The organism is Mesorhizobium sp. ISC15, assembly GCF_037162615.1.
In the GTDB taxonomy this organism is placed as follows: Bacteria; Pseudomonadota; Alphaproteobacteria; order Rhizobiales; family Rhizobiaceae; genus Mesorhizobium; species Mesorhizobium mediterraneum.
In genome coordinates, this window is record NZ_JAVSPX010000001.1 from 4,743,567 (window position 1) to 4,760,978 (window position 17,412).

Genomic DNA, 17,412 nt, shown 5'->3' on the forward strand with positions numbered 1-17,412 from the left:
ACTCGCGCTTCATACCTATCATGTGAAACCGAAAGCAAGGTGACGCCCATGGGCGCTGATGCCAAGACTGCCATGAAAGTCGAGATGACCGACGCCGCCGCCAGGCGGATCGCCAAGATTGTATCTGGCGAAGCCGGCAAGAAGGCGCTGCGCGTTTCGGTCGAGGGCGGCGGCTGCTCCGGCTTTTCCTACAAGTTCGATCTGGTCGATACGCGCAACGATGACGACGTCGCGATTGAGAAAGGCGGCGCCACCGTGCTGATCGACGACCTCTCGCTGGTCTATATGGGCGGCTCGGTGATCGATTTCGTCGACGATCTGATGGGTCAGTCGTTCCAGATCAGGAACCCGAATGCGGTCGCCTCGTGCGGCTGCGGCACCAGCTTCAGTATTTAGAAATGCCTGCCATCGGCGCGGTCCGTCAGGTCGCGCTTTCAGCCGGACGCGATCTCGATGCAACGCTGGCGTTCTGGCACGACGTGCTCGGCATGGCGGTCCACGTGCGCTTCGATCCGCCCGGCATCGCCTTCATCATGGCCGGCGACGTGCGGCTGCTGTTCACCGATGGCCTGCCGGCCGGCACCGTCTATCTCGATATATCAGACCTCGACGATTTCCACGCCTCGGCAAAAGCCGCCGGTGTCCCCTTCACTGCGCCGCCGATGCTCGTCTATCGCGATACCGAAGGCCTGTTCGGGCCGGCGGGGGAAAGCGAATGGATGGCCTTCCTAAAGGACCCGGCAGGCAATACGATCGGCCTCGTCGAACGTCATCCGCCGGAACAGCAATGAGGCCGCCATGAAAATCGTCACCTGGAACATCAACGGCGTTCGGGCCCGCATCGGCAATCTGACCCATTGGCTGACGGAGAGCGCGCCTGATATCGCCTGCCTGCAGGAGATCAAGACGGTCGACGAGCAGTTTCCGCGCGCCGAGATCGAGGCGCTTGGCTACAACGTCGAAACCCATGGCCAAAAGGGCTTTAACGGTGTCGCCATCCTGTCGAAGCTGCGCTTCGACGAGGTTATCAGAGGCCTGCCTGGCGACGATGCCGACGAGCAGGCGCGTTTCATCGAGGGCGTGTTCTCAACCGACAAGGGCGCGTTGCGCGTTGCCTCGCTCTATTTGCCGAACGGCAACCCAATCGATGACGAGAACAAGTTCTCCTACAAACTGTCCTGGATGGCGCGGCTGGAGCGCTGGGCCGAGGAACGGCTCTCGCTCGAAGAGGCGCTGGTGCTGGCCGGGGACTACAATGTCATCCCCGAATTCATCGACGCGAAATTCCCGGAGAACTGGCTGGGCGATGCGCTGTTCCAGCCGCAGACGAGGCAGGCGTTCCGGCGGCTGAAGAATCTCGGCTTCACCGAAGCCGTGCGCGCGGTCACCGACGCGCCGGACACCTACACATTCTGGGACTATCAGGCCGGCGCGTGGCAGAAGAACAACGGCATCCGGATCGATCACTTGCTGCTTTCGCCCGAAGCCGCCAACCGCTTTTCCTCAGCCTCGATCGAAAAGCACGTGCGCGCCTGGGAAAAACCCTCCGACCACGTGCCGGTGGCCGTCGAGCTGGCTTTTGCGCCAATCTGATCATTTCGAGGTTCGGATCGCCCGGATTCCCGGCCGATAGACCGTCATATCGCCACAATCCGGGGTTCCGCTGCAATTCGGGTTCGGCTGGGATTCAGGATGACGATCAGGTTTGCGCTTTGCCCATGTGCTGCGGCGCTCGCCCTCGCGGCGAACCCGGCTTTTGCCGACGCGGAATGCCTGGCCAACGGAAAATCATTCCAGATCGGCCAGGTCGCCTGCCTGACGCTTTCCGGCCAGAGCCACCTCGCCCGTTGCGACATGGTTCTCAACAACACGTCGTGGACAAAGATTCGGGACGATTGTCCGGAAAATACGACGCCGCGTCCGCACGCCACGCCAATCTCGACACCGGCGCCAAGCCCGGTGCCGGCGGAGCCCATCGAGAACTGATTTTTACGCGGCCGGCGCCGCCCCTCATTGCCCTGCCGGGCATTTCTCCCCGTATAGTGACGGGGAGAAAGACGCTGTCATCACTGATTTCGCCAATCACCAGCATTGCAGAAAGTGCGCCAAGGCTGCAGCAAGCGCCCTTCTCCCCGTCACTATACGGGGAGAAGCTGCCGGCAGGCGGATGAGGGGCGGCGCAAAGCTTCGAAAGCTGAATTCGCCACTCTAAAGAGTTCCAGTTCAGTCCTCAGCGAGCGCCAATCCTATTGGTCGCTGCCGCCCTTGGTGAGGATGTCATCGGCCAGCGAAATCGCAGTACGGCGGTCGGCCTCGCCCGCCGCAGCGAACGCCTCTTCCTGCATGCCGCGTATCCATGGCTGGTCGGAAGGTGAGGCCCGTTCAAGTGCCGCGGTCATCATTGCCAGTCCCCGAACGATCTTGCCGCTCTGGAAGAGCAGGTTGCCGAGCGTCGCCTGCGCACCGGCATGGCCCTTTTCCGCAGCGAGCTGGAACCAGCGTCCGGCCTGCTTGATGCTGGCCTTGACGCCGCCCTTGCCGTTCAGAAAGATCTGGCCCATCTCGAACTGCGCATTCGGGTTGCGGTAGTTGGCGGCGGCACGCATGTAATATTCCTGGGCCGCCACCTCGTTCTCTGTGATGGGGCTGCCGGGGATGCCCTTCCTCAAATAATCGCCGAGCGCCACGAGCGCATCCGATACATAGCTCTCTTCCGGCGAGCCGGGCTCAACGTCCTGGTCAACGATCTCTGAGAAGAACTTGAATGCCGCGTAATCGTCGCGCTCCACGCCGTCACCCTCGGCATACATGCGCGCAAGCTTCCAGGTGGCGCCGATCTGGCCATTTTCGGCCGCGTATTTGTAAGCTTCCGCGGCCTGCTCCTTGCGGCCGTTCTTGTAGGCAGAGAAGCCGAACTGGAACACCGCCCACGGGCTCGACTGCGGCTTCACGCCGGTCTTGTCGTCGAACACCTTATCATCGAAGGCCACGGCCTGGCCCGCGGCGCCCAAGGTCGCGCCAAAAGTGGCGATCGCGACCAGTGCCGAAAAGACAGACGACCTCAGCAACTCAGATATCCGCATAACAATGTGTTTCTTTCGCACCACCGGGATGGGTGACCGCGCCGTCGCGGGCTGGCCCAACCGTTTGTGCATATTTCCAGATCGCGCCCGACTGATAGTCGGTCGCGCGCGCCTTCCATGCCTTTGCCCTTGCCGCCAATTCGGTATCGGACAGATCAACCTCGATCGTGCCGTTCACCGCGTCGATCGAGATCAAATCGCCATCCCTGAGCAGCCCGATCGGACCACCCACGGCAGCTTCCGGCCCGACATGGCCGATGCAGAAACCGCGTGTCGCGCCCGAAAAGCGTCCATCGGTGATGAGAGCCACCTTGCCGCCCATGCCCTGGCCATAGAGAGCAGCCGTCGTCGATAGCATTTCCCGCATGCCCGGACCGCCGCGCGGCCCCTCGTAGCGGATGACGAGAACCTCGCCCTCGCTGTAGCTGCGATCCGTAACCGCCTGGAAACATTCCTCTTCCGAATCGAAGCAGCGCGCCGGACCAGAGAATTTCAGCTCCGACATGCCCGCGACCTTCACGATCGCGCCTTCGGGGGCAAGGTTTCCCTTCAAGCCCACGACACCACCCGTTTGGGTGATTGGTCGGTTGGCGGGACGGACCACATCCTGGCTATCATTCCAGGCTACATGCTCCATATTTTCGGCTAAAGTGCGGCCGGTCACCGTCAGGCAGTCGCCATGCAGATAGCCGTGGTCGAGCAACGTCTTCATCAAGAGCGGAATACCGCCGGCCTCGAACATGTCCTTGGCTACATATTTGCCACCCGGCTTCAGGTCGGCGATGTAGGGCGTCTTCTCGAAGATCCTGGCCACGTCGAAGAGGTCGAACTTAATCCCCGCCTCATGCGCGATCGCCGGCAAATGCAGCGCTGCGTTGGTCGAGCCGCCGGTGGCCGAAACCACAGTTGCCGCATTCTCCAGCGCCTTCAGCGTGACGATGTCGCGCGGGCGGATATTCTTTGCGATCAGCTCCATGATCTTTTCGCCGGAGGCAAAATTGAAGCGGTCGCGCATCTCGTAGGGCGCCGGCGCCCCGCAGGAATAGGGCAGCGCCAGGCCGATGGCCTCGGCGACGGTGGCCATGGTGTTGGCGGTGAATTGGGCACCGCAAGAGCCGGCCGACGGACAAGCGGCCTGTTCGATTTCGAGGAGTTCGGCGTCATCGATGGTGCCGACCGAGTGCTGGCCGACGGCCTCGAACACGTCCTGGATAGTGATTTGCCGGCCCTTGTAGGAACCGGGCAGGATCGAGCCGCCATAGATGAAGATCGACGGCACGTTGAGCCGCACCATGGCCATCATCATGCCGGGCAGCGACTTGTCGCAGCCGGCAAGGCCGACCAGAGCGTCGTAGCAATGGCCGCGCATGGTGAGTTCCACCGAATCGGCGATGACCTCGCGCGATACCAGCGACGATTTCATGCCCTGATGGCCCATGGCGATGCCGTCGGTGACGGTGATGGTGCAGAATTCGCGCGGCGTGCCGTTAGCCGCGGCGACGCCCTTCTTGACCACCTGCGCCTGGCGCATCAGCGAGATGTTGCAGGGGGCCGCCTCATTCCAGCAGCTCGCGACGCCGACCAGCGGCTGCGCAATCTCGGCCGCCGACAACCCCATCGCATAGAGATAGGAGCGGTGCGGCGCACGCGCCGGACCGACGGTCACATGGCGGCTGGGCAGCTTGGCCTTGGAGATGACTCTGTCGTCCATACTCGTCCTTGCCGCGGGCGATGCGGCCCTGCCCCATTGCCGAGCCTGTTGGCACGTGTCCCGAGACAAATCCGAGGTGCGCCGGGTTTATGGCGGGAAATGGGCAATGTCCCCGGGCGCCCTTGCGGCGCGAGGGTTGCCCAGAAACTGTTGCCAAAACGTCACAATAGCAGGAGGCATAGGAACGCGGCGTATTTGCGACGCCGCTTGGATGTCGGGAAGGCCACTCAAACAAAAAAAGCCGGGCATTTCCCCGGCTCTTTTGCTATAGAAAACTTATACTTAGAACTTGACCTTAACCGAAGCTGAGCCTGCAAGGAGGAGATCGTCGCCGTAGGTGTAGGTAATGGCATTTGCCGTGTCGCCAACACCGGTGAAGGTAGACGACCCACCGGTCAGAACACCGATCGAGCCACCAAGTCTGACTTCGATCTTGTCGTTGGGCGAGTAAGAGATGCCGCTGGCCACGGACCAGGTGTCCGACTGATAGCCGGAGGTCGTCGAGGTTCCACGATCCCAGGTCAGCGAAACCGCGCCCGACAATTGGTCGGTGAACTTGTGAGCTATGCCGCCCGTGACCGTCCAGCCATCGCGATACAGCAGGTCGAAGGAAACGGGCGACGGAGCACCGGTCACAGGACTACGCACGCCATTGATGGGAATGATGCCAAGCCTGCTCCATTCTTGCCAGCGGATAGAGCCAAAGGCCAGCCAGCCAGGAGCTATGCCGCTCTGCAGCTTGAGTTCCACAGCTTGGGGTATCTCGGCCGAGGCGGAGACAGGAAACACCCCGGTAGAGCCTGGAATCAGATCCGCTGGAAAGGCGCCCCTAAAACCGGTCGAGTCGACGGTTCCCGACAGTCCATCATATTTGTAGCTCGAAGAGTATATCAGGCTTGCGCGCAAGGCGATCTCGGGAATTTCATAGGCGGTGCCCACGCGCCACCCCCATGCCTCATCGGAAAGCTTGAATTTTCCGAGCCCGGTATTGCCGAAGGCCAACAGTGTCTGGCGGGACAGAAACGCATCGACCTCCTGGTAGGAGACGCCGCCGATGAACCGGATGGCGCCCTTGCCGAGATTTACCTTGTAGGAGCAGGTAAGGCCGAAATCATTTGTTTTGACGTAGTATTTGACCGCTGTTGGCGAATAGGCGTTGTTCATTCCGAAGTCTGCCTCCGCACCGTACGGTTCCGTATACGTCGCAAGACAATCCAGTGGTTCGAAGATGTTGGCCTTGAAGCCGACGCGCGGCACCGCGTAGTCGCCACCAACGTCTATTTCCGACGTCGACATTCCCGAGCCATCCAGGCGCTGCACATTCTTCAGTGTGCGCTGCGGCGAAACATAGGTGATGCCGGCATCGAACGAATACGGTGCGGCATCAAATAACTGGTCGATGTTGACACCGCCGCGGTCGAAGCCGCCGGCATTCGCAACGCCCGAAATCAATAGCGAAAAGCACCCCGCCCCCAGCAGCGCTTTCAGACGCAAATTGTTCATGAAACTCCTCCCCGAACATTAGTGGGGTCAAGCTAGAACCAATTCAGGTTAACGGCGCAACAACGAATTCTCGATGCGTACACGTACGCCTGCGACGACCGCATTTTAGACAAAGTGACAGCTTCACCGCAGAGCCGGAAAACGGCCTATTGGGTTGCAAATCGACGAAAAAATTGAGAAAAATCGCATGAAACGACGCAAAAACAGCCCGTTTTGCAAAAATAAGCCCCCAAAAACAGCCCGTTTTGCAAAAATAAGCCCCATTGTTACATTACGGCAACAATAGGGCCAAAACATTCCGTTTACGTCAGGATTTACGCTGCGGAATGCCTATTTTCGTGGCAGGAAGCCCATCCGAAAAGCGGGTTCGGAGACTCGGGAATCCAGAGCATCGGACCCAAAAACGGAACGCCGGTTTTGGAACGATTCGATGCCCGACAGTCCGATGCTCAAACACCAAAGATAGGTTAACCGGCCTCGCGCACCCGCGTCAGCGCCACCGAAAGCTTTTCTTGCGCCTCGCGATACTCGGCGAGTTTTTCGCGCTCGGCTTCCACGACATCTTCCGGCGCGTTGGCGACGAATTTCTCGTTGGACAGCTTCTTGTGCAGGCGGGCGATCTCCTCGGTCACCTTGACCAGTTCCTTCTGCAGCCGCGCCGCCTCGGCGGTAAGGTCGATCAGGCTGCCGAGCGGCAGGCAGATGGTCGCCTCGTTGAGCACGATCTGGGCGGAGCCCCTGGGCGCCGTATCGACCAGCGAGATGTCGCCGACCCGCGCCAGCCGCTTGATGGCCGATGCCTGGCGCTCAAGCCTTTCGCGGGTCGTGGCATTGGCGCCGATCACCATCAGCGGCGCGATCGCGGCCGGCGGCACGTTCATCTCCGAGCGCACGGAGCGGATACCTGAGACGAGATCGACCAGCCAGTTGATGTCGGCGGCCGCTGCCTCATCCTCGAAGTCGGGCGACGGCCAGGCGGCATGGCAAAGCAGCGACGGCCGTTCCTTGCCCTCGCCTGATGTCTCAGCCCACAGTTCTTCGGTCATGAACGGCATCATCGGATGCAGCAGCTTATAGATCTCATCGAGCACGAAGGCGACGCAGGCCCGGCTCTCGGCCTTGGCAGCCTCGTCAGTGCCCATGAACACCGGCTTCAGCAGTTCCAGATACCAGTCGCAGAACAGGTTCCAGACGAAGCGATAGGCCGCACCCGCCGCCTCGTTGAAGCGGTATGAGGTGATGCCATCGGTGATTTCGCGCGCGGCGCGCGTCAGTTCGGTCAGGATCCAGCGGTTGACCGCCAGCTTGGCGTCGTTCAGCCAGAAATCGTCGTTCCTTGCGACGTCATTCATCTCGGCAAAACGCGTCGCGTTCCACAGCTTGGTGCCGAAGTTGCGGTAGCCGGCGATGCGAGCCGGATCGAGCTTCACGTCGCGTCCTTGCGCCGCCATCACCGTCAGCGTGAAGCGCAGGGCGTCAGCGCCGTATTCGTCGATGAGATCGAGCGGGTCGATGACGTTGCCTTTCGACTTCGACATCTTCTGCCCGTTCTTGTCGCGCACTAGCGCGTGCATATAGACGGTATGGAACGGCTCCTCGTCCATGAAATGCAGGCCCATCATCATCATGCGAGCGACCCAGAAGAAGATCAGGTCGAAACCGGTCACCAGCACGTCGGTCTGATAGTAGGTCTTCAGTTCCGGCGTCTTTTCCGGCCAGCCAAGCGTCGAGAACGGCCACAGCGCCGAAGAGAACCATGTGTCGAGCACGTCCTCGTCGCGGGTCAGTATCTCGCCCGGCTTGAAGTTCTCGAGCTTGTCCTCGACCCAGGCCTTCCATGGCCCTTCCAGCGCCAGATAATATTCGACGGCGGCTGCGAGCGCCTCCTCTTCGGTCTTCTCGACGAAGACACGCCCGTCCGGCCCGTACCAGGCCGGGATCTGGTGCCCCCACCAGAGTTGGCGCGAGATGCACCAGGGTTCAATGTTTTCCATCCACTGGAAGTAAGTCTTCTCCCAACTGCCGGGTATGATCTTGGTGCGGCCTTCGCGCACGGACGCGATCGCCGGCTTGGCGAGTTCGGCCGCATTGACGTACCACTGGTCGGTCAGGAACGGTTCGATCGGCACGCCGCCGCGATCGCCATGCGGCACGGCATGGCGGTGCGGCTCGACCTTTTCGAGGAAACCGCCCGCCTCCATCAACTCGACGACCCTTTTGCGCGCGGCGAAACGATCGAGGCCGTTGAGCTCATCCCAGACGGACTCGCGCTCGGGGGTAACTTCAAGCCCGGCGAGAAAATCTTCATTGTCCGTGAGGGTCACCGCCGCCTCGACGGTGAGGATGTTGATCGCCGGCAGCCTGTGGCGCTTGCCGACCTCGAAGTCGTTGAAATCATGCGCCGGCGTGATCTTGACCGCGCCGCTGCCCTTTTCCGGATCGGAATATTCGTCCGCCACCACCGGGATCTTGCGGCCGACGATCGGCAGGACGAGGTTTTTGCCAACCAGGTGCCGAAAACGCTCGTCGTCCGGATGCACCGCGACCGCCGTATCGCCCAGCATCGTCTCGGGGCGCGTCGTCGCCACGGTGATGAAGGTTTTTGGATTTTCCGGATCGAAGATCTCGCCTTCGACCGGGTAGCGGAAGTGCCAGAGGTTGCCGTTGACCTCCTGCTGCTCGACCTCAAGATCGGAAATCGCTGTCAGCAGCTTCGGGTCCCAGTTCACAAGCCGCTTGTCCTTGTAGATCAGCCCTTCCTTGTAGAGCGTCACGAACACTTCGAGCACCGCCTTGGACAGGCCCTCGTCCATGGTGAAGCGCTCTCTGCTCCAGTCGGCCGACGCCCCCAGCCGCTTCAGCTGGTTGAGGATCGCGCCGCCGGATTCGGCCTTCCACTCCCATACTTTCTCGATGAACTCATCGCGCGTCAGGTCGCGGCGGTGGATCTGCTTCTCCATGAGTCGGCGCTCGACCACCATCTGCGTGGCGATGCCGGCATGGTCCATGCCCGGCTGCCACAGCACGTTCTTGCCGCGCATGCGCTCGAAGCGCACCAATATGTCCTGCAGCGTGTTGTTGAGCGCGTGGCCCATATGCAGCGAGCCGGTGACGTTCGGCGGCGGGATGACGATGGTGAAGGCTTCGGCACCCTCCTCGGCCCCTGCGCCGGCACGAAACGCGTCGGCCTCTTCCCAGATTTTAGCGATCTTCGGCTCGACGGTTTTGGCGTCGTAGGTTTTTTCGAGCATGGAAAGGCGTCCGAGCTGTCGGGATTGTTGGGTTTGGTGTAAATCGGAAGGCAGTTGGCAAGTCAACCAGCCGCAGATGGCATGGCCAATAGATAGGGGCCTCATAGTTCGAGGCAATTCGCATAAGCGATCCTCCATGCAGCCACGCCTCTTGACCGGCGATCGCGAACCGCAATACCTTGCCAACGCTGCTGTAGGGCGCATCGGCTTCCCGCCGGAGGGGCATTGTCCGCCTACGACACCTTAACCCTCACCGCGCCCTAGCCGAATTTCGAACATGTCGAATTTCGAAAACTTCAGGAAGCAGGCCAAGCTCCACCTGCGCTGGCATCGCGAGCGGCACTATCCCGTCGCGGCCGCGATCGGGTCGATACTGCCGCGTTTCCGCCATCTGACCGATCGCCAGATCCTGGATCACAGTTTCAAGCTTGCCGACGCCCAGGAGCTGGTTGCCAAGAAGGCTGGTTTCGAAAGCTGGCAGGCGCTGAAGAAAGGCCTTCAAACCATGACCGACAGCACGACATCCGATGCCGAAAAACCCTTCCTTGCCTTGGCCGAGCCGCAGCTTTTTGTCTGCGACATCGCTGCCGCCCGGGCGTTCTATGAACAGAAGCTCGGCTTCACGACACGCTTCACCTATGGCGAACCGCCCTTCTATGCCCAGGTCTTTCGCGACGGCACGCGGTTGGATCTGCGCCATGTCGACAAGCCTCTGTTCGACAACGGCTTAAGAGCAAGAGAGAACTTGCTGTCGGCAACCATCGCGGTCGACGCCATCAAGCCGCTGTTCCTGGAGTACCAGGCGGCTGGGGCCAGCTTTCATCAGACGTTGCGGACCGAACCGTGGAGCGCCCGCACCTTCATCGTGGCAGATCCCGACGGAAACCTGATCGCCTTTGCCACATCGGTTGAGAGCGGTTGAGCTCCCAGGCCAACGAAACCGCCGCCGCAGTGGTGGTGGTTTCATCCGCTGTCGGAATTGTTACTGCGCGCCGCGCGCCACGCGTTCGATTTCCTCGCGCACCAGCCGCTCGACCAGCGTCGGCAGATTGTTGTCCAGCCAGTCTTGCAGCATGGGCCTGAGCATCTCTTCGGCCATCTCGTCGAAGGTTTTCTTGCTGCGGCTGGCGAACGCATCGGAAAGCTCGCCGAAGGCGGCGGCGACCTGCCGGCCCGTATGTTCGGAAAGGATCGCCGGACGAGCCGACGATGCCTCGTTTGTCGCCGGGCGCGCCAATCCGCTTTGCGGCGGAGCCGGCTCGAAAGCAGGTTCGGCCGCGTCCTCGAAAACCTCGGCCTTCGGTTCGGCATCCGGCGCCAGTCGCACTTCAGCCCTGTCCGGCTTGGCCGCGGTCATCGCTTCGCCGACTGCGGCGATCTCACGCCGCCAGTCGGCAACGATGCTGTCGGTCGTTTCCGCAACCGTTGCCGTCGCATCCGGCTTGGCGGCCGGGGCCGGCTCGCCAGCGACCCCGGCAAGCGTCACGGGAGCTTTGAGCGGAGACGGATCGGAACGCACCGGCGGCTCCATGCGCGCGACGACGGGCTCGGCGGCCGACGGAGGCCTCTGCACCTCGGCCAGCGGGGCCGGCCTTCTGGCGTCAAATCCCGGACGCAATTCGGCGCGAAACGCACCCACCTCCGGCGGCGTCCCGCCTGCCGCCGGTGCCGGCACAGTCACCGACGCCAAATCCTGCAGCAGGTCGTTCTCTTCCTCCGGCTGCTTGCGACCGGTATCATTGTCCTCGATGATCCTCCTGATGGAAGCCAGTATCTCTTCCATGGAAGGTTCGCGTTGCACGCTGCTTGCCGTCGCCATCGTCACATCCGCCGCCCTTGTGACTCGTTGCAGATTTCCAGTCCGGCCAAGCCGGATTCGAATCATGGCAACAGCGTAACCGACGGATCGCCTTACGAGAATCCCCAATCTGAGGGTGTGTTGGATTTCAACAGATTAGAGCCCGCGCATTCTTTTGAAGGCACGGGCTCTAATATTTTGAAACTGGACGAGATTTGAAACTGGTGGAACGATTAGCGGCCGTCTGGCGTGCGCAGGCCGATCCACTTGTCCTTGACCGCATTATAATGTTCTTCAGGTCTGTATTTCGTCACCTGAAGGGCGAGGCGATCGACCGAAAGGCGACCGACCGCCGAGAGAATGGCATAGCTCGCCACCACCAAATCGCGTTCGGAACTGGCTTGGTTGATCTTGGCGGTGATCAGGGTGGCTTGGGCATTGAGAACGTCGAGCGTGGTGCGCTGGCCGACATTGCGCTCCTCGATGACGCCGCTCAAGGCAAGCTGCGCGGCGGCGATCACCTGCCTGTTGGCCACCACGGTTTGCTGGGCGGCAGTGTATTGCGTCCACGCCGAGGTCACGGCTTGCCGCACGGTGTCGCGGCTGACATCGACCTCGATCCGCGCCTGGCTGAGTGATTCCTTATTCTGGCGCACCGTCGCCGAGTTCCGGCCGCCCGAATAGATCGGTATAGTCAGCGTGGCGCCGATGCTGGCCGAATTGGTTGTGCCATCCCGCCCCTGCCCGGGATCGAAGCGCGGCACGGTGTTTTGATAGGCGCTGGAAACGCCGGCGGAGGCCGAGAGCTGCGGCAGCAGCGCGCCTTCGGCCGATTTCACCGAAAATGCCGCCGCGTCGACCAGATGCTGGGTGGCGAGGATGGCGGGGTGCTCAATGGATGCAATCGCGATTGCCGCGTCGAGGTTCGACGGCAACAGCTTCGACAGCGGCGAAGCGGCCCTGAGCCTGCCTGGCTCATCGCCGACGATCTGGCGATAGGTCGCAGCGCTTGCCAGCGCCTGGGCGCGGGCGGCGGCCAGTTCCGCCACGGCGGACGAGCGCTCGGCATCGGCCTGCGCGACGTCGGTGCGGGTGCCTTCGCCGACTTCGAAGCGCGAGCGCGCCGCGCGCGCCTGCTCGGTCAGGAATTGCAGGTTCTGCTCCGTCAGCACCGCCACTTGCCGATCGCGAATCACGTCCATGTAGGCGCTTGCCGCGTTGAACAAGATATTCTCTTCGGTGTTGCGCAGGCTCTCGACCGAGGCGCGGACTCGCGATTCAGCGGCGGCGACATTGTTCTTGGTCTGAAAGCCGTCGAACAGGGTCTGGTCGATCTGGACGCCAAAGTTACCCGTGGTCAAACGCGTGCTTTGGTTCACGCCGGGTACATTGCCGCGGGCATTGAAATGGCTGCTGGAGTAGTCGATGCTCGCGGAGCCGGTGATGGTCGGGCGCCACCCCGACTTGGCGATGGCGACGCCCTCGTCGGTGACGCGGACGCCGGCACGAGCCGAATTGAGCGAGGAATTGTTCTGGTAGGCCTTTGAAAGTGCACCAAGGATGGTTTCCGCCGAGGCGGCCACCGGAGAAAGCGCGGTCGCGGAAACAAGGACGGCGGCAAAAAGACTCTTGCGTAAAGACGGCACGTTATTCCCTCATTCGTTTTGCATGGGAACCGCACCGCGCCGGCTTCTCTCATTCGAGCAGCCGGCGCGGTGTGTTTCAGGTTCCCTGCTGTCAGCCCCCAAGAGTACCCCAGTCATGCGGATCAGCAACGATTGTTCAAGCGCAAGCGAACATGACAACGCCTCTGCTGCAAGCCAAAATCATTCAGAACTCAAACGCACGGATACGTTCAAACCCAGGTAGTGGCTTAATTGCCGCATTAAATGCGCCTCTTCCGGTTACAACCCCCCCTGTCTTAAAGAATAATCGGGCCACACCCGAATTCCCCTGCCCTTCGACGGCGACGAGACGGCCGCCTTCCGCAAGCTGGTCGAGCAGCGAATCCGGCACTTTCTCCACACTGCCGCCGATGAAAATAACATCGTAGGGCGCCTCCGCGGCATGGCCTTCCGGCAGCGATCCCTTGACCACGCTGACGTTGTCGCAGCCCAGCGCCGAAAGCGTCAACATGGCGGTCTCGGCCAATGCCGGATCGCTTTCCAGCGCGACGACCGACTTTGCCAGCCGCGACAGGATCGCCGTCGCATAGCCGGTGCCGCAGCCGACATCGAGCACCGAATCGCCAGGATCGATCTCGGCCAATTGCATCAGCTTGGCCAGCGGCGAAGGCTCCATGAGATAGCGTGGGCCATCCACTCCATTGGCAATGCGGATGTCCTCGTCGATATAGGCTAGATCGCGCTGGCCGGGGGCGACAAAGGCCTCGCGCGGCACGACGAGCATTGCGTCGAGCAGCGGCGCGCTGGTCACGTCGGTGGTGCGGATCTGGCCATCGACCATTTTCACCCGGCGTTCGGCAAAATCAGCGCTCATGTCCCAACCAATCTGCCCAAAACCAATCTGCTCGCCGCGCCGGGACCGCGGCTCATTTCGACCGGAACTCGAGCCCCCTGGCGCTGGTGCGCGGGAGCTTGGGCAATTGGAGGCCTCGCCCGGAATCGAACCGGGGTGCAAGGATTTGCAGTCCTCTGCGTAACCACTCCGCCACGAGGCCTCATTGCTCCCGGCGTTCCACCCGGTTCCAATAGGTTGCGGCGAAAATGCCGTCAAGCGGCCATGGTGCATTCCGGACGGTTTCCTCTGGGCCATGATGCCACGTGTCGAATCGTCGACACGCATGCTGCAATTAATACATTAGCTAACCGTTAAGTATCGAATATGGCAAAGAGAAGCCCAGGGCCTGGACTTACGTCGGGTAAGCAAAAGGCTTCGCCATTCTGAAGGAGAATTGCGAGGGCCGGGAAAGCGCTCCGGGCATTAGCCGGGTCGAGTCGGGCTGGAAAGACGCCCCCCCTCACAGAGGCTTGCCACGTCGTCAGTTCGGCCGCCGCCGCCGCTCCCACCACACGACGAGCCGGCGCCGATGGCGGCGCACCAAGGCAAACTCGTAGGAGAGCACCAGCAATCCGATCGGAATCATCCAGAAGCCCAGGATCGGCAGGAAGCCGAGAATGCCGCCGAAGATCAGCACGACGCCGATCGCAATCCTGAGGCCGCGCGAGCGCGGCATGGTGAATTGACGGCCGAAGACCGATATTTTCCGTGCCGGTGGATGGTTGTGGCTTGCTGCGCTCATGTCTGGTTGGTGGTCCGTTCGGGCAAAGTAAAAGCACCAGCTGACGAATGCCGCAACCACCTTTTCGGTTGCGCGCAGCCCGTCAGACGGCTCATATGAGGACGCGCGCACATGATTGCGAGAAGTCGTCGCGCGAAAAAGCGCCGAAAAATACGAAATGCTTCTTTGCAAAGCCGAAACGGGTTTGCTATAGGCTGCGCCACTCACATGAGAGCGTCTGTTCCCCGGTAGCTCAGTGGTAGAGCAACCGGCTGTTAACCGGTTGGTCGCTGGTTCGAATCCGGCCCGGGGAGCCAAATTCCACGCATACCCATTGAAGCTATCAGGAAATGGCAGCCTCCTCGCCGAAGCGGGGTGCGGTGATGCGGTCAGTCGGCATAAAAAGCCCGCGCCGTCGCCGGCACGGGCTCTGTCAACATCTCAGCTCGCCGAATCAGTAGGGCGAATTGCACTGCTGTCGAGGTCCGTAGTTGGGCTGGAACGTATTGTCGGACGCGCGGTAACTGCGGTACCGGTCGTAACACCACTCGACATGGGCGTCGCCACGATTAACACGGTTCTGGTTGTTGTTGATGATCGCACTGCCGATCACCGCGCCGGCGGCGAAGGCAGCCAGCGGGAACCAGTAGTCGCCATGACGGCGATGGCCGCGACGGTACTCACGATAACCGCGATGGCCGTTCCAGTGGGAGCCATCGTGGCGCGAAAATTTGCGGTTTTTGCGGTTGTGGCGCTTCCCCCACGGATTATGGTCAACCGTCTGCACATCAGTCGAAACGGACGGCGCTTGCGGCAGGAATACCTGAGCTGCGTCAGCAGGCACTGCTATGGTGGTCGCGAACGATACCGATAACGCGGCCGCTAGCAAACCCGACATGATCTTGTTCATGATCTCTCCTTAAACGAAAGTTGAGGCTCAGTTCCCTAAAGCGAATGTTACAGGACACCTTACTATTTCGCCGCCTTTTATCAAAGACAAAAACCGTGAAACCGGGCTAGTCTTGACAAAGCGGCGAAGTATGGTCAACCGCAATTTAATCCAGTCTAATATAGCCGTCGCAAAACACGAAACTCGCCCGGCATTACAGCCGAGCCGCCAGCTCGTCAGCTATCGACCTATCTGAGACCGGCCACGACTCACCGGACAGTCACCGCAAACATCACGGCATATTGGAGCAGCACGGGCGTTCTGCGCCTGATGTACGCGGCCGGAGCCCCTGATGCCCACCGCGGGACGGTATCGGAAGCATCGAGGTGCACCTGCTATGGATAGACCCGGCGAACTTCCGCGATCGCGCTATAATCAATCCGGCGAATTTTGCTACTCTTTCTTCGTGGCGAACCCCAACGCCGCTTGGCTGGCGCCAACCTAGGCAACGCCACCTTCCCCCGCCCCTGCGGCGCCGGCCATCTTTCACTAGGTTCTTCGTCGTCACGCCGTCACGCCGGTTCAAGGGCATAGACACGTCCTCGAGGAGCGCGCTGGCAAGCTCGGGCGCCGTAACGGCCCTGGCAACAGCAGAAAGCCCGCGCCCTCCGGGAGAGGACGCGGGCTGATCGGGGCCACCGATCTCGCAGCATTTGTATGAGGGGACAATACGATGCTGCTGGCGTTTAAACTTTCGTCGCAGGACAGTGTTCCATCCTCAAAGGAAAAAACCGCAGGCTCATGTTCGGAGGTTGGCGCTATGGAATTCCTCCCGACGAAGGAACGCGTACACCGCTTCCGCCCGGTCAATTCGCCTGGAACAAAATTTCTTGGAGGTGGTTTCCCCCCTGAAGGGACAGACTTTTCGACGGAGATTATCTCATGAAAAAAGTTCTGATCACCAGTATGCTGGCCATCGGCGTTGGCTGTGGAGCAGCACTCGCTCAGGAACAGCAGCCGGCCGAAAGCCAATCGGGCGCCGGCACCAGTTGCGCACCCGGCTCGGCCGATTGCCCTAGTGGTTCGACGACGGGTAAACAGACCCAGGGCGAGACCGGTACCGCCACCGAGGAGCAGGCTCAAGGCAAGGCGAAGATCCAGACCGATGAGCAGGCTCAGGGCAAGGCCGGCGCAACCACCGACCAGCAGGCGCAAGACAAGATGAAGGTCAAGCCCGAGGATCAGGCTGAAGGCAAGGCCGGCGCAACCACCGAGCAACAGGCGCAGGACAAGGGCAAGGTCCAGACCGAGCAGCAGACCCAAGGCGAGGCTGGCGCCACAACCGATCAACAGGCGCAGGACAAGGCCAAGGTCCAGACCGAGCAGCAGTCCCAGGGCGAGGCCGGTACCACCACCGAGCAGCAAACCCAAGGCAAGACCTCCACTCAGCAGGATGAGACTTCGACCGGCTCGATCGAGAATGTGACCGTTGAACAGAAAACGGAGATTACCCAGGTCCTGAAGGAGGAGAAGGTCGAACCGGTTTCCGACGTCGATTTTGACATTTCCGTGGGCATCGAGGTCCCGCGGCAGAAGATCAGATTGCATCGTCTGCCACCGCGAATCGTCGAGATCGTCCCGGCTTACGAATCCTACGAGTATTTCGTGTTGGCTGATGGCCGAATCGTCATCGTCGATCCGGATACGCTCAAGATCGTCCTCATTCTGACCTAACACCCCTGTTCGGCGTACAGGGGTCCGCCGCACCCGCGGCGGACCCTCCCACCATCCATCGATTGAAATTAGAGAGCAGTCTCATCGGACGGCGACAGCCATTTACGTCGCCAATACACCCCGCTGTTCAAGCGGGCGGGGCATTTTGCGTGTCGAGGACCCTTCCGGCCGAACCCTCATCGATCATCCCTCGACGGTGCCT

General features: G+C 61.1%; 15 protein-coding genes and 2 tRNA genes. 7 read left to right on the top strand and 10 right to left on the bottom strand.

Annotated features, from left to right (window positions below):
- Nucleotides 1-48 precede the first annotated feature (48 nt).
- The 4 genes from erpA to RPG13_RS22830 all read left to right on the top strand — a co-directional run bounded on the left by erpA (nucleotide 49) and on the right by RPG13_RS22830 (nucleotide 1,986).
- Nucleotides 49-396: an iron-sulfur cluster insertion protein ErpA gene (gene erpA, locus RPG13_RS22815; protein ID WP_337126051.1), complete on the top strand. Its 348-nt coding sequence runs from the start codon at nucleotides 49-51 to the stop codon at nucleotides 394-396.
- 2 nt (nucleotides 397-398) lie between these two features.
- Nucleotides 399-791: a VOC family protein gene (locus tag RPG13_RS22820; protein WP_337126052.1), complete on the top strand. Its 393-nt coding sequence runs from the start codon at nucleotides 399-401 to the stop codon at nucleotides 789-791.
- A 7-nt stretch (nucleotides 792-798) separates the two neighbouring features.
- The gene (gene xth / locus RPG13_RS22825) at nucleotides 799-1,593 is read left to right on the top strand and encodes an exodeoxyribonuclease III (protein ID WP_337126053.1); all 795 of its coding nucleotides are present in this window, start codon (nucleotides 799-801) and stop codon (nucleotides 1,591-1,593) included.
- 99 nt (nucleotides 1,594-1,692) lie between these two features.
- Entirely contained in the window at nucleotides 1,693-1,986 is a 294-nt protein-coding gene (locus RPG13_RS22830) for a hypothetical protein (protein WP_126106212.1), read from the top strand.
- 260 nt (nucleotides 1,987-2,246) lie between these two features.
- Here the strand turns inward: RPG13_RS22830 and RPG13_RS22835 are convergent, their stop codons facing one another.
- The 4 genes from RPG13_RS22835 to RPG13_RS22850 form a co-directional block, all read right to left on the bottom strand.
- A complete protein-coding gene (locus RPG13_RS22835) occupies nucleotides 2,247-3,083 on the bottom strand; it encodes a tetratricopeptide repeat protein (protein WP_126106211.1) in 837 nt (278 codons plus the stop codon).
- Nucleotides 3,070-4,794 carry a dihydroxy-acid dehydratase gene (gene ilvD / locus RPG13_RS22840; protein WP_337126054.1) on the bottom strand — a complete coding sequence of 575 codons (1,725 nt, stop codon included), beginning with the start codon at nucleotides 4,792-4,794 and terminating at the stop codon, nucleotides 3,070-3,072. The genes RPG13_RS22835 and ilvD overlap by 14 nt, the downstream gene beginning before the upstream one ends.
- A gap of 282 nt (nucleotides 4,795-5,076) precedes the next feature.
- A complete protein-coding gene (locus RPG13_RS22845) occupies nucleotides 5,077-6,297 on the bottom strand; it encodes an OmpP1/FadL family transporter (RefSeq protein ID WP_337126055.1) in 1,221 nt (406 codons plus the stop codon).
- Between the two features lie 467 nt (nucleotides 6,298-6,764).
- Entirely contained in the window at nucleotides 6,765-9,548 is a 2,784-nt protein-coding gene (locus RPG13_RS22850) for a valine--tRNA ligase (RefSeq protein ID WP_128242599.1), read from the bottom strand.
- A gap of 277 nt (nucleotides 9,549-9,825) precedes the next feature.
- Here RPG13_RS22850 and RPG13_RS22855 point away from each other — a divergent pair, with 277 nt between their 5' ends.
- A complete protein-coding gene (locus RPG13_RS22855; protein ID WP_337126056.1) occupies nucleotides 9,826-10,470 on the top strand; it encodes a bleomycin resistance protein in 645 nt (214 codons plus the stop codon).
- Nucleotides 10,471-10,530: 60 nt separating this feature from the next.
- Here the strand turns inward: RPG13_RS22855 and RPG13_RS22860 are convergent, their stop codons facing one another.
- The 5 genes from RPG13_RS22860 to RPG13_RS22880 all read right to left on the bottom strand — a co-directional run bounded on the left by RPG13_RS22860 (nucleotide 10,531) and on the right by RPG13_RS22880 (nucleotide 14,608).
- Complete coding sequence (locus RPG13_RS22860; RefSeq protein ID WP_292723324.1) at nucleotides 10,531-11,367, bottom strand: PopZ family protein; 837 nt, start codon at nucleotides 11,365-11,367, stop codon at nucleotides 10,531-10,533.
- 212 nt (nucleotides 11,368-11,579) lie between these two features.
- Nucleotides 11,580-12,992 carry a TolC family outer membrane protein gene (locus RPG13_RS22865; RefSeq protein ID WP_127204445.1) on the bottom strand — a complete coding sequence of 471 codons (1,413 nt, stop codon included), beginning with the start codon at nucleotides 12,990-12,992 and terminating at the stop codon, nucleotides 11,580-11,582.
- A 184-nt stretch (nucleotides 12,993-13,176) separates the two neighbouring features.
- Nucleotides 13,177-13,845, bottom strand: coding sequence for a protein-L-isoaspartate O-methyltransferase family protein (locus tag RPG13_RS22870; RefSeq protein ID WP_337126057.1), 669 nt, complete (start codon nucleotides 13,843-13,845; stop codon nucleotides 13,177-13,179).
- 107 nt (nucleotides 13,846-13,952) lie between these two features.
- Nucleotides 13,953-14,026, bottom strand: a tRNA-Cys gene (locus RPG13_RS22875).
- Nucleotides 14,027-14,347: 321 nt separating this feature from the next.
- On the bottom strand, nucleotides 14,348-14,608 hold the full coding sequence (locus tag RPG13_RS22880; RefSeq protein WP_029353198.1) for a hypothetical protein: 261 nt from the start codon (nucleotides 14,606-14,608) through the stop codon (nucleotides 14,348-14,350).
- 221 nt (nucleotides 14,609-14,829) lie between these two features.
- Here RPG13_RS22880 and RPG13_RS22885 point away from each other — a divergent pair.
- Nucleotides 14,830-14,904, top strand: a tRNA-Asn gene (locus RPG13_RS22885).
- Nucleotides 14,905-15,041: 137 nt separating this feature from the next.
- Here the strand turns inward: RPG13_RS22885 and RPG13_RS22890 are convergent.
- Nucleotides 15,042-15,497, bottom strand: coding sequence for a BA14K family protein (locus tag RPG13_RS22890; RefSeq protein WP_292500135.1), 456 nt, complete (start codon nucleotides 15,495-15,497; stop codon nucleotides 15,042-15,044).
- Nucleotides 15,498-16,418: 921 nt separating this feature from the next.
- Between RPG13_RS22890 and RPG13_RS22895 the strand changes: the two genes are divergently transcribed.
- Nucleotides 16,419-17,210, top strand: coding sequence for a DUF1236 domain-containing protein (locus tag RPG13_RS22895; RefSeq protein WP_337126058.1), 792 nt, complete (start codon nucleotides 16,419-16,421; stop codon nucleotides 17,208-17,210).
- Nucleotides 17,211-17,412: the final 202 nt, after the last annotated feature.